At 35.6% G+C, this 13,586-nt stretch carries 11 protein-coding genes, 1 pseudogene and 1 other annotated feature; of the genes and pseudogenes, 3 read left to right on the forward strand and 9 right to left on the reverse strand.

The window, feature by feature from the left end; translation table 11 throughout:
• Positions 1-144 precede the first annotated feature (144 nt).
• Positions 145-1,422 (reverse strand): O-acetylhomoserine aminocarboxypropyltransferase/cysteine synthase family protein, encoded by a 1,278-nt coding sequence (locus AC973_RS05430; protein WP_048728302.1) that lies wholly within the window; start codon positions 1,420-1,422, stop codon positions 145-147.
• Positions 1,423-1,481: 59 nt separating this feature from the next.
• Positions 1,482-1,733, reverse strand: a binding site (T-box leader).
• 350 nt (positions 1,734-2,083) lie between these two features.
• On the reverse strand, positions 2,084-2,557 hold the full coding sequence (locus tag AC973_RS05435; protein WP_048728278.1) for an Rrf2 family transcriptional regulator: 474 nt from the start codon (positions 2,555-2,557) through the stop codon (positions 2,084-2,086).
• Positions 2,558-2,656: 99 nt separating this feature from the next.
• Between AC973_RS05435 and AC973_RS05440 the strand changes: the two genes are divergently transcribed.
• Positions 2,657-3,505 (forward strand): SDR family oxidoreductase, encoded by an 849-nt coding sequence (locus AC973_RS05440; RefSeq protein ID WP_048728281.1) that lies wholly within the window; start codon positions 2,657-2,659, stop codon positions 3,503-3,505.
• A 200-nt stretch (positions 3,506-3,705) separates the two neighbouring features.
• On the forward strand, positions 3,706-4,080 hold the full coding sequence (locus AC973_RS05445; protein WP_048728285.1) for a pyridoxamine 5'-phosphate oxidase family protein: 375 nt from the start codon (positions 3,706-3,708) through the stop codon (positions 4,078-4,080).
• Between the two features lie 353 nt (positions 4,081-4,433).
• Here AC973_RS05445 and AC973_RS09465 read toward each other — a convergent pair whose 3' ends face one another.
• From AC973_RS09465 to pdxS, 7 genes and pseudogenes are all read right to left on the reverse strand, one after another.
• Positions 4,434-5,471, reverse strand: coding sequence for a neutral zinc metallopeptidase (locus tag AC973_RS09465; protein WP_053083817.1), 1,038 nt, complete (start codon positions 5,469-5,471; stop codon positions 4,434-4,436).
• A 328-nt stretch (positions 5,472-5,799) separates the two neighbouring features.
• A pseudogene (locus AC973_RS10030) lies at positions 5,800-6,138 on the reverse strand (restriction endonuclease); the annotation flags it as partial.
• A 540-nt stretch (positions 6,139-6,678) separates the two neighbouring features.
• The gene (locus AC973_RS05460) at positions 6,679-8,541 is read right to left on the reverse strand and encodes a P-loop NTPase fold protein (RefSeq protein ID WP_048728290.1); all 1,863 of its coding nucleotides are present in this window, start codon (positions 8,539-8,541) and stop codon (positions 6,679-6,681) included.
• Positions 8,542-8,666: 125 nt separating this feature from the next.
• Positions 8,667-8,927 carry a hypothetical protein gene (locus AC973_RS10100; protein ID WP_286131757.1) on the reverse strand — a complete coding sequence of 87 codons (261 nt, stop codon included), beginning with the start codon at positions 8,925-8,927 and terminating at the stop codon, positions 8,667-8,669.
• Positions 8,906-9,139, reverse strand: a complete 234-nt coding sequence (locus AC973_RS10105; RefSeq protein WP_349675139.1) for a methyltransferase domain-containing protein — start codon at positions 9,137-9,139, stop codon at positions 8,906-8,908. The genes AC973_RS10100 and AC973_RS10105 overlap by 22 nt, the downstream gene beginning before the upstream one ends.
• Before the next feature lie 123 nt (positions 9,140-9,262).
• The gene (locus AC973_RS05470; protein WP_048728293.1) at positions 9,263-10,027 is read right to left on the reverse strand and encodes an HNH endonuclease; all 765 of its coding nucleotides are present in this window, start codon (positions 10,025-10,027) and stop codon (positions 9,263-9,265) included.
• Positions 10,028-10,696: 669 nt separating this feature from the next.
• Positions 10,697-11,554: a pyridoxal 5'-phosphate synthase lyase subunit PdxS gene (gene pdxS / locus AC973_RS05475; protein ID WP_048728296.1), complete on the reverse strand. Its 858-nt coding sequence runs from the start codon at positions 11,552-11,554 to the stop codon at positions 10,697-10,699.
• A gap of 142 nt (positions 11,555-11,696) precedes the next feature.
• Between pdxS and AC973_RS05480 the strand changes: the two genes are divergently transcribed.
• Positions 11,697-13,085: a PLP-dependent aminotransferase family protein gene (locus AC973_RS05480; RefSeq protein WP_048728299.1), complete on the forward strand. Its 1,389-nt coding sequence runs from the start codon at positions 11,697-11,699 to the stop codon at positions 13,083-13,085.
• The last annotated feature ends 501 nt before the right edge of the window (positions 13,086-13,586 follow it).

Here is a 13,586-nt window from a genome sequence, read left to right on the forward strand (position 1 = left end):
GGAAAACACCTTATGAAATCTTTTATAAAACTGTGTTGCACTTAATTTGACAATTTAAGGGATAAAAAAGGCTATAATCTATTCAATTATAGCCTGCATAACATATAAAATTGTTCCTACATCAATCTATCTATTACTAAGTCGTTAAATCGCAGCTAATGCTTTATCTAAGTCAGCTATGATATCATCTACATTTTCAATTCCGATAGATAAACGGATTGTTTCAGGTTTAATGCCACCATCTGCTAATTCTTCTTCAGTTAATTGACTATGAGTCATTGAAGCCGGGTGAACCACTAATGATTTAGCATCTCCAACATTCGCTAATAGAGAGAATAATTCTAGATTTTCAATGAATTTGACCCCACCTTCATAGCCACCTTTAACACCAAAGGTAAAGATTGAACCTGCCCCTAGAGGTAAGTATTTTTCTTTTAAGCTATAATATGGGCTACTTTCTAATCCCGCATAATCAACCCATTCTACTTTGTCGTGTTGTGCTAAGAATGTAGCCACTTTCTCTGCATTTTCAACATGACGATCCATACGTACATGTAATGATTCTAAGCCTTGAACTAATAACCAAGCATTGAAAGGTGAAATTGAAGCCCCAGTATCACGTAATAGCGTCGCACGAATTTTTGTAGTATATGCTGCTGGGCCAAAGGCATCTGCGAAAATAAGATCATTATAAGTTGGATCTGCTTGACTTAAGCCTGGGAACTTATCATTTTGTTTCCAGTCAAACTGTCCACTTTCTACAATTACCCCACCGATTGACGTACCGTGACCACCAATAAATTTAGTCGCTGAATGGACAACGATATCTGCACCATGTTCAATAGGTCGTGATAGATAAGGTGTTGCAAAAGTATTATCAATGATTAATGGAATACCATGTTTATGCGCTACTTCAGCTAAGCCACTAATATCTTCAATGTTTCCAGCCGGATTGCCGATTGTTTCTACAAATACAGCCTTGGTATTGTCTTGAATAGCTTGGTCCACATTTGCTAAATCACTCGTATCTACTATCGTCACATCGATACCGAAGTCCTTGAAAGTATGTTCAAATAAGTTGTGGCTTCCGCCATATAGGTTAGCTGTCGCTACAATGTGATCTCCTGCTTTAGCTAAAACTTGAATAGCATAAGAAATAGCGGCCATACCCGAAGCGACAGCCAAACCAGCTGAACCACCTTCTAAAGCAGCCACTCTACCTTCAAAGACGCCCTGAGTAGGATTTGTGATTCGCGTATAAATATTGCCACCTTCTGTTAAGGCAAAACGATTAGCGCCCTGCGCTACATCATCAAAAACATAAGCTGTTGTTTGATGTAAAGGAACAGCGCGTGACCCAGTTTCATCAATCGTTTGAGCAGCGTGAATGGCTTGTGTCTCAATTTTATAGTCTTTAGTCATAATAATTTCCCCCGATTTTGTAATTTTTTTCATAAAAAAAGCTTCCATCCCTTGCTTATGCAAAGGATGAAAGCTACTTCATGGTACCACCTTAATTTATTATATTATCGCTAATATAAACTCACAGAGTACATTAAAAAATCATTGTACTCTTTCCCTGTAACGGGGGGCTCCCGAATAATCCTCACCTATCTTAGGCTTAAACTATTATGCTCCAAGACCATTTTCTTCTAATCTCCTTGACCTACTTCCACCACACATAGGCTCTCTCAGCAAGGGTCATAAAATACTTATCCCATCATCGCGTATTGCATATATCAATTTAGATATATGATAATGTCATTTTGATGATAAGTCAACCTTTTATATTTAATTGTTTTTTCATTTTAAATCTTTTGTTAAGCGTAGTTCACTATATTAATAAGATGTAGCGCATAACTTTTTAAAAATTAGTTTTATACCTTCATCAACTTAATTTCTGCTTACAGGTAAACTCTCCGCAACTTTTACTTACTCATTAAATTACTGCTGATACTTTTTCTAAACCTGTTATGCTTATACTAACACCTTCGATTCCAAAGGATAAACGGGTTGTTTCAGGCTTTATGAGAAACCTATCATCATAAATACCACCTACAAGTATTATCGACTTAGCTTATTTTTATAAAAATCGTTGGAGTATTTGCTTGGTTTCTTCGTCGTTCAATTCAGATTGATTGGCACTTTGAGAGACGGAATGGATAATATCTCCTAAGTTGATTTGTTGCATCTCCAATTCGACGCTACGTTGCAATTGATTATATTTTTCCGCTAAAACACCCTGGATATTACCGCCTACGATACAGGCAGGTGCTGTTTTCTCATCTACACGGAATATTTGCTGTTCTTCATCGATAGCTTGATAAATATCATAAAAAGAAATATTTTCGGGATCTCTGCCTAACTTTGGATTTGCCTTACCAGACTGGCTAGTAATTAGGTCGGCCTTTTTTAGGCTACTCATAATGCGTCTAACAGAAACGGGATTAGCATTCACACTTTTGGCAATCACTTCACTTGATAAGTCTGTACCTTGAAGCATCTCGATATAAACTAAAATATGAATAGCATCACTAAACTTTACTGAATATTTCATCTGAATATCCCCCCCTTTTCTCTTGACTTATTATAGCACATACACTACGATTAACCTGTAACTTTATTTATTACAGGTTAGAAAAAGGAGTGTTTATTCATGAAATATTTAGTAACTGGCGCAACAGGTGCCTTTGGTGGCCACGCATTAGACAAATTAAATACATTAGTTCCCATATCAGATATCCACATCTTAGCACGTAGCGAAGAAAAAGCTGCACCACTTGCTGAAGCTGGCTATACAGTACACATCGGCGATTACTTAGATAAAGCATCTTTAAAAGCTGCCTTCACAGGTATTGACCGCTTATTACTAGTTTCATCAGCACCTGGCACTCGTCAAGAAGAACATCAAAATGCAATTGATGCAGCCAAAGAAGCTGGCGTTAGCTTTATCACCTATACAAGCTTTGCCAATGCAGACCAATCTTCTGCCGACCTAGCAACTGACCACCGTTATACCGAAAAAGCCATCAAAGCATCCGGCATTCCTTTTACAATTTTAAGAAATAACTGGTACTTGGAAAATGAACTACCGCTAGTAGGTGCAGCTTTAAACAGTGGCAAACTATTATACACCGCTGAAAATGGTAAAGCTGGTTGGGCATTACGCCGCGAATACGCTGAAGCAGCTGCGATCGTTTTAGCTGGCGAAAAAACGTTCCCTGAAATCCTAGAACTATCTGGTAAACCAGTAGACTACGCAACTTTAACTAAAGCACTAGCAGAAGCAACAGGTAAAGAAATTGCCCCTCTAGAAACTAACGACGAAGCATTCGTTAAAAATTTAACTGACAATCAATTACCAGAACCAGTAGCAGGCTTCTTCCTAGCGATTCAAGGAGACATCAAAAATGGTGTATTAGATGTACAATCAGACGACTTCGAAAAGGTATTAGGCAAGCCATTAACACCGCTTGTGGACGCCTTTAAAGAATTACTTCAATAATTTCATATCGTTCAATTAACCATTCTTTATAAAAAAATCAAAAGACCCTACTAGCTAGCCATAACGGTCACTAGTAGGGGTTCTTTATTGAAAATAATCTTCATTTGTCTAAAATGCTTACATAAAGTTTAAGACAGTAGTCCTGAGTAAGGTGGTATAATAACGAGATAATATAATTGAATGATAAGGAGATCATGACTATGTTTACTGAAAAATTTTATGATGTATTAAATTATGAAGGTGCCGTTTCTATCACCTCTTGGGGAAACACTGACCCACATGTTACATGCACGTGGAACTCCTACTTAGTCACTAAAGAAGAGGATATTATTCTAATCCCAGCAGCAGGTATGACATCAACTGAAGAAGACCTTGCAGTAAATGATCAGTTAATTTTAACCTTAGCAGCCCGCCAAGTAGAAGGATTTAACAACTACCAAGGAACCGGCTTCCGCATTAATGGTAAAGGCGAATTTCTAACAGAAGGCCCATACTTTGACGAAATGAAAGAAAAATATCCTTTCATCCGTAAAGTATTACAAGTCACCGTATCAGACCTAAAACAATTGCTTTAATACCTACCTTTAATGAGCTTTTCGTCAAATCAGGCTGATGAGAAAATTTCCAAGTAATCATTTGATTGCTTAGTTTTTTATATCTTTAATTTTTACTATTTATTGAATTTAATATTTATTTTCCTTATCCAATCAGCCCTAAAGTTGCCTGCGTGCTAGAGAGTTCATGAAAAATATACATTTGTTGTTAAACTATACGGGCCCCCTGAAGCTAGCAGACAAAACTAACTTTAGGAGGCCCTTATCTATTATTTATTTTTTAATTCCGTACTGTTCATTTTTGTTTAAGGAACAGTCAAGATAAATCCATTTTATCCATCGATCATTGAAACGCTAGGAATATCATGTCAAATCTATAAGCTATCGTAGCTTATATTGTAGGTATCCCATTGTGACAAGTCGCCTGCTTCTAACCCTTTCTTAAACCATTTTTGCCGTTGCTCAGCAGTACCATGGGTGAAAGAGTCGGGCATCGTACGGCCATAAGCTTTTTCTTGCAAGACGTCATCACCAATGTGATAAGCTGCGTTTAATCCTTCTTCAAGGTCCCCTGCTTCCATCCAATCATTCTCAACGACGTTATGTGCCCATACACCAGCAAGATAGTCCGCTTGTAATTCCATCCGTACAGTCCATTGATTTTGTTCAGTTTGACCAACTTCAGACTGAATTTGTCGAACCTGATCGGAAAGGCCAAGTTGCTGTTGAACATGGTGCCCTACTTCATGGGCAATCACATAGGCCATAGCAAAATCACCACCGCCTCCATAATTTTTAACAAGTTGATTATAGAAATCTAAGTCGATATAAATAGTTTCATCCGTTGGGCAATAGAAAGGTCCAACTTCAGATGTATTATACCCACAAGATGAATTCACAGCATCCTCAAAGATGACCAAATCTGGCGCCTTATAAGTATAGCCAGCTTCAGAAAATGCTTGTGTCCAATATTCTTCGGTATCATAAAGGATAACAGAAACAAATTCAGCCAACTCATCTTCAGTAACTGTGTCACTATCTGTGGATCCAGTCTCTGGTAAACTGACCTGACTATTAGGATTTGCTTGAATTTGTGTATTCGATTCCATCTGTCCTGGTAATTGGACATCTACCTGACTGGTTTGATCGTTTGTTTGATTATTACTTGAACTAGATTGGTTGCCACCTAATAAAGATGTCCCACCAAATACAAAGAATATAATCAGCATTAAGATAATCGAACCGCAACCTAAGCTTCTGCCCCCAGTTGAAGTCCCGCGACCACCTGGAAGCTGAATAGGTATTCTACCTCCGGATCGCCCTTGCCCCAAACCACCTAATCCACCACTTCCGGTGTTTCGACCACGCAAGTCTTTTACATTACCACTACGTTTGCGCCCTTGCCATTTCATGGAAATACCCCCTGACAGTTTTCTCCATTATAACATATGTGATATATTCCATAAACAAATGTCATGTAAACGTTCCTCACAATTAAACATAAAATAATCGTCAAAACTAGTGTCACCCGCAAAAATACTGAAGTATTCTTTATTGAACTATTGCGAAAAAAGTCAATTAAGCAGTAAAAGCTTCGAGTATCATGTACACGTGCAACACCTTTACAATCTATATCTACTAGTATCGCTATGTTCTAATTATTCTATGTTATCATGGCTTCCTAAACATATATCATGGTTAAACTATTAAAAAAGTGTATTTCAACACTTTTAGAATGCCTCATTCTCCAGTTTTAAACTCATCATAATTAATCTGATATACAACATATTCTTGTGCTAATTCCACCCCAACTTTATATTCAATCATTAATTCTGTTAACTGTATCCCGTCAATTAATACAATACCTTGATTTTTTGCAAACTCTATCGCACCTTTTGAAAAACTTGAGGTCGTAATAAATACACCACGATCAGCATTAACACCAGCTAGTGCCCCATAGAAACCTTGAACAGCTGGTCTCCCTACTACATTTTGCTCTGCATATCTTTTTACCTGTAAATAAACAGTCCTCGTGCCTAAAAGATCTTGATTAATAATACCATCAATGCCACCATCATTTGACTGGTTATTACCTTCATGCTACCATGTCTGCCACTATAACCCGTAGTATCTAATAATTTCACAACTAATGTTTCAAAAAAAATAAGGATCTGTTTCTCGAATTTTATTTAGTAATTCAACTTTTACTTCGTTATTTCGTTCATTAACTATTGCCTCAACCATTTCGTGTGGGTGAACATCTTCGTTGGATAAGTTAAAACTTTCGCTATCTTCAAGGTCATCTGTCATAGCATTATGAAGGCCACTACATGGCTTTTTTACTTTTTCACAATTATTTGGACTGTATCATTGGAAATTATCTTGCTTAGATTTTCCATACATAGTGTCTCCCATCATATACTAAATTGAGGTTGAACTTAACATTTATATCCCTTATATTATTTTTTTAATCGTCCTCATTATATACAGTAATCCTTTTGATAGGTTTTACCGAAATCATAAAGAGTGCCCATATATCACCTATTTAAAGTCGATATATATATTAATATTCACTTTACTTGAATTATTTTTTATCATTAATTTTATACCTACCTATTTTTATTTTTGAAAGTTAAACTTATATCCTTTTTTACTTAGTCTATCTAGTTCGGGTTTTACATATGTTTGAATAACTTCTTCATATTCGTTTTTATTATTTAAATTATAAACCTTATCCATTGTTATATCATCAAAATCGAAACTGAGTTTATCAAGTTTAATAAAATTATTTGCAGTTAGTACGGATAGATATTCAGTATCTGATAATTTTTCCATGGCTTCCCATATCTCTTTACCCCATTTAGTTGGATTACACCACATGTCTTTTATTGATAAATAAGCAAGAAAATAAAAATCTTTACGCTTTCCTTGTAGATATTCATTTGAGTTTAGATTAAGTTCTGAGTATCTTAATCCCAATTTATCAAAACTAATATGAAGGTATTTTTCAAAAAAGTAAAGTTTCTGAGAAAAATCAAATTGAGAATTATTGAGTATCTTTTCCCACTCACTCAATAACATTTCTTTAACCTCTTCCTCAGACTTATCTCCCCATTCATCAGGAATACTCCACTCCGTTACTCCATTACTACTTCCTATAAAAATTTTAGGCGGTATTATATCATAACTTTTTTGAGTAATAACATACTCAATCAATCTATTTTTCTTATTCTTTTCTACAAACTTTAAAGCTAAACGAACTAGATATGACTGTTTCTCATTATCAAAATCTGCATAATTTGATGTAATAAATAGATAAAAGTCATTAAAATTAGCATCCTCACCTAAAAACATTTGATTTAGTAGTTCTTCATTCTTTAAAATTTGATTTGCTTCTTTCGTACTCAGATTTGAAACTGCCTCATACAAAAGATAAGTTTCTCGGTTTTTTATGAATGATGATGGATATTGATCATTATCGGCCAATAATAGAATAAATAAATCATCTACAGTTTTTTCTGGCTCAGGTGCCCAGGCTTGATTCTTTTCTTTCTTCTCGTTTAAGTATTTTTGATAGCTTTCTGAATGTTCAAGCATTCCACCGTTACGAAGCACTTGATATTTATCCGGATAAAATAAATATAGATATATTAAAGTAAGTTGTTGTTCAATCTGAACATGATATAATTTTCCATGAATCGATAATTCCTGATTTAACAATTCGTTAAATTGTTTTCGATCTCTAAGATTGCGCTTTTCTGCTATAAATATATTTATAAATTCCGATGATAAGGGATATTCTAAATGTTGGGATAAATCATCGAAGTAGGTATGCCAAATATATTTTGGGTGTAAAACTATTGGGAGCTCAATTCGTTTATCTATAATTTTTTTTAAATACTCCCCTTCAGATTGACTAACTTTTGAAAAATCTCCAACAAAGATAATCGGTAACTTATCTTTTAAAATATTAAATAGTCTAAATAACTCTTCTTGCTTTTGAGAAGATATTCTATCAAAATCATCCACAACCAAAATTTTATTTTTAATTGGAAATTTACTAAATATATAGTAATAAAAATTATCTGACTTATACTTAAAAAACTGCCAAACAGTCACCACTAATGAAATAATTACAGCAATATTAGCAAATTTTTGGAAGTACTGACTTAACCCAAGATTTATAAGTGGAGACATTAAGATAGAAATTACAACTGCAAGAACTACAATAACTTTCAGACTCCAATATATGCGCCGATGAAGTTGCGAAAAAGCAATTTCGATAACGGTGCGCTCATCTTTTAATTCCCATAGTCTCAATATTGTAGGTTTAGTTGGTAAAATTTCTTTATATACTTTTTCTAAAAATACTGTTTTACCAGATCCCCACTCTCCGTTTAAGAAATAGGTTTCATTTTTTTTAAAAAGTTGAACTATATTATGTTCAGCAACTGATGTATCAATATCTTTTAACTCTATCATTTCCTAGCCCACCTCTATAACTAAAATATATATGAGATCATTATATCTTCGTCTTAAAATCGTATCATAGCCAATCAGTTGATATTGACGAAGCTAGCATCAACGACCCAAAATTTTAATTCTTTCTATTTTTCTAGTTTAGTAAGGCGACAGGTTGCCTCAACATGCCATGTTTGTGGGAACATATCTAATGGTTGTACTTGTTCAAAGTCATAGCCTGCTTCGACGAATTTTGCGATGTCTCGTGCCATGGTTGTTGGATTACATGATACATAGACAATTTTTTCTGGATTCGCTTCAATAGTAGATTCAATAAAACTATCGTCTAAGCCTTTACGTGGTGGGTCACCACGACGACATCCGGTTAAATACCCGCTTTTACCCATTCACCCATAACTGTTTCAGCTTGTCCTGTTTCAAAATGGACGTTATCAATATAGTTTTTAGCTGCATTATTTTTGGCCATTTTTACAGCGCCGCCTACCACTTCTACCCCGTATACTTGTTTGGCTTTGTTAGCTAATGCCAAGGTAATTGTACCAATACCACAGTAGCCATCTACGACTGTTTCTTCACCTATTAAATCAGCTGCATCAATCGCTAATTGATATAACTTTTCAGCTTAAGACGATAAAAGGAACGTCATACCACCATTTTTAGTATTAGATTGTTTGTGGAAATATATCGATGATGTTTTTTTACTCTGTGGGAATATGTCCCCTCATTTCTTTAGTTTATTTCTAAGTTCTTGCCATGAATATCGTTCTCCATCAATTTCACGATGTAACATAGCATGGCAATTGGGACAAACCGGAATCAAGTCGTTTTTATAGTCAACGTTATATTCTTCTCCAATTTCGTTCAATGGTATTAGGTGGTGAACTTGAATAAAGTTTTTGCCTAGTTCACCATATACCTTTTCAAATTCAAACTCACAGACCAAACACTTACATCCATAATATTGAATACACTTTTGACGCGCTACAGAACTTCGCTCATACTTGTTTACCAATACCGCATGTACGGCGCCTTCTAATGCGTTTTCTGTATCATCGGATTCAGGGAAAATGTTTACTGAATAGTAATCATTCATATATTTGTCCATATATGTTGCTAATTCAGCAGATACTTTCACACCTTTTTGAGGAGCAGCATTTAGTCCATGCATCTTTAGTTTTACCAATGTTAATTCTTCTGAGTCAACCTGAGCCACTAATCTTAATCGAGCATACTTGCCACCTAATGATTTTAAGTATTCTTCCTTTTTAAACCAATACTCTTCGTCGTTTACAATTTCCTCACTTGACAAAGATTCTTTATCTACTATTGTTTTAAACATTACTTTTTTAAATGGCCTAGTGCAATAAATAAATACTATGTCACCAACATTAAATTTCAGATCCTGTCTCCAATCAATAAAACCCCAATTTTGAAAAGCAGATGCATGATCATACATTTTTCCGTTTGCAGGAATCATCCAAATCATAGTTTCCCCTCCTAAAGAGATTTTCAACATTTCTATCAACTCAGCCTAATCTTCAGTATCTTTTCCGTCAATACAACTATGAGTAAATCGATATGTTCTCACATACTTCAAAACCACCTCTAAGGTTGTGTTGATTGAATTATTAATCCCCGCAACCCCACTTTAATTAAATTTTCTACCTTGTCATCAACACTACACACTCCACGTGGAATGTGATTAAGCTATTTATTGATTAAAGTGTGGTTTTAATATCCTATGTTATCGATTCAATAAAATAACTTTGTGAAAAGCTAACTCTAATGATTTCTTTTAATAGTTCATTAACGTAAACTTTATTCCTTACTATTTTAGCATTAATATCATATTTAATAATTGTTTCTTTTTCATTCTCCACAGTGATTTTATGACTATGAGGCCAAAGTGTTACGCGCTGAAAAAAAGATTAAGATAATGATGAGACCAAGCAAGAAGATTTATACTGTGATTAAAATAAAGATTTTTAATGAACTTTTTTGCTTTTATTGAGCGTTTATATTTAGATACAGCAGAGTGGTATTAAGTAACTCCTCGATAACCCCCCTCGGAAGAAGAGCTCCCAGACGGCCTAGCACAAAATAAAAAAGTCAGTAGAATAAACCCACTGACTTTTTAAATACTCGTTTTTAATGATTAACGGTTAGACATGATGACTTTAATTTCGTCTTCATTAATACCTACCATCGCTTCGCCTAAATCAGTTGAGATTTCGACTAATTTGGCAGCATTTTTGTAATTGGCTACTGCTTCAACTATGGATTTGGCACGTTTTTCTGGATTACCTGATTTGAAAATACCTGAACCAACAAAAACGCCTTCAGCACCTAATTGCACCATTAAAGCCGCATCAGCAGGTGTTGCCACCCCGCCAGCTGAAAAGTTCAACACAGGTAATTTACCAGTATCATGTACCCGCTTTAATAAATCATAAGAGACGCCTAATTCCTTAGCTTGGTTAAAGAGCTCATCATCTTGTAACGAAGCCACATAGCGGATTTGTTCATGGATTTTTCTTAAGTGGGTAACCGCTTGACTGACATCCCCCGTTCCTGCTTCACCTTTAGTACGAATCATTTTAGCCCCTTCTTGAATACGGCGTAAAGCTTCACCTAAATCTCTAGCGCCACAAACGAAAGGAGTTTCAAATTGTTGTTTATCAATATGATAAACATGATCAGCTACTGATAAGACTTCTGACTCATCAATATAGTCAATTTGTAAACTTTCTAAGATTTGAGCTTCGACAAAGTGACCAATTCTTACTTTCGCCATGACTGGTATAGAAACTGCTGCTTGAATTTCTTTTATCATTTGAGGGTCACTCATCCGACTAACACCACCAGCAGCTCGAATGTCTGCAGGAACTCTTTCTAAAGCCATGATCGCTACGGCACCAGCTGCTTCAGCAATTTTAGCTTGCTCCACATTTACCACGTCCATGATTACGCCACCAGCTAATTGTTTATGTACTTCTTCAATTGATCGTTTCATTTTGATTGCTCCTTTATAAATAATGTCTTCACTTTAACAGTCTTTTGGATGTTTCTTAAGATGCAAAAATGGATATTTTTATGGGTCCAGATAGTTTTTTATGTATAATGAATAAAATGAATAATACGAGGGGAGAGAAAACATGTTTACGGTGAACTTTAACGAAGACCAACACCTCTACTTACAAATAGTTGATGAAGTCATCCGGCAAATTGCCCAAGGACATTTAAAAAGTGGTGACCAATTACCCTCACGGCGGGCCTTGGCAGATCATTTAAAAGTCAGTCTTAATACGGTCATTAACGCTTATGACCAACTGACTGATGAAGGCTATATAGTGCCGAGGGAAAGATCTGGCTATTTTGTGGATTTACTTGCAATTGATATGTTGCCCTCTGAGGAAATTGAGACAAAGCCACTAAAACATGAGCATGCTAAAATAAGTGAAGCCAGCCAATATACTTATGATTTTCACTTTGCCAACCGTGATATGACTACTTTAAAACCCAAACAATTATTGCAGTATGCACCCGACGCTCTAGCAAGAAGCATGGTTAATTGTAATTTAAAAGAAGACTTGGGTGCGCTCCCTTTACGATTGGCTATTGCTAATTATTTACGTAAATACCGGGGAGTGATGACTTCAGCTGACAATATCATCATTACAGGTGGTCATAAGGCTAGCTTACAGACGCTATTTGCCTTATTAGGCGATTCAATCTATGCCTTAGAAGATCCTGGCTATTATAAAAATTTAGATGTCTTTACAGACTATCAGCAAAAGACGATTCGAATTCCAATTGATAAATATGGTTTCTCAGTTAAAGATTTGGAGACTACATCAGCTAACATCGTGATTACTACTCCTAACCATCAGTTTCCCACCGGCATTATCATGGGGATGCGTCGACGTCAGCGTTTATTAAAATGGGCCTATCAGGCAGAAAACCGTTATATTATTGAAAATGACTACTATAATGAGTTCCGCCTTAAGGGCCGTCCTGTTCCTGCTTTGACTAGTCTAGACGACCAAGAGCGTGTCATTTTATTAGGGGCCTTTCGTCAAAGTATGGGGTCAATTTTTAAGATGTCTTATTTAGTTTTACCCGATCAATTAATGAATAAATTCCATCAAGCTAAATTAAAAACCAGTGGTATTTCCAGCTTTGAGCAATATTTAATGACTGATTTTCTCAATTCTGCCCATTTCCCTAAATATATTAATAGCCTGCGGACTAATTACCGTCGTAAGGAAAAAGCGGTTCTAGCAGCGCTTCACCAAACCCAACTACCCCTAACCATTAAGGAAGCAGGGGCTGGACTTTTCTTTATTATTAACATTGAGGGTGAGATTCCACCGACTGACGTGATTCAAGCTAGGCTAGCTGAAAATAAGATCCGCTTGCAACCGGTCAACCACTACGCTAAATTAAACAGCCAGTTCGACCAAAGTTACATTTTAGGTTATGCTGGGCTAGAGCTTGATGAAATTGACCAAGCTATTCAAGCTTTAGTCACTATTTTTAAATAAAGCAAAAGACTCAGTAAGTCAGCGAAAAGCTTACATACTGAGTCTTTTAATTTAGGATAAAAGAAATTCAACTAGGTAAACAACGATTACCGATACCGTCATAACTGCTAAAGTCACATAAGGAATATAAAACAAACATAAGCCTACATGTTCAAAACGATCAATGTAGGCTATGAATTCAAGCTTATATAAAAGCTCTAAAAGTAATGGTAAGTAGACCTGTACTCACGCGCTGACTACTTCCTTCATAAGTTTGATAATTTCCCTATCCAACCAAACACCCTTACTCTTATTGACTAGTTCCCACAGACATACCCCTGTTTGCATAATAAAAAGGAGTCACTTAATCTTAAAGTTAAGTTTACTCCTTTTAATATTAGTGGAAGTTTTTATGTTGAAATGGCAACAGTTTTTTTGACAAATTTTATAAGGTGCAGAACCTCTTTCCGTATGCTATTCCGATTGTCCTTGACAATGAGCCTCCTCGGATGTGACGATCTT

The organism is Carnobacterium sp. 1290_CSPC, assembly GCF_001053265.1.
GTDB lineage: Bacteria > Bacillota > Bacilli > Lactobacillales > Aerococcaceae > Aerococcus > Aerococcus urinaeequi.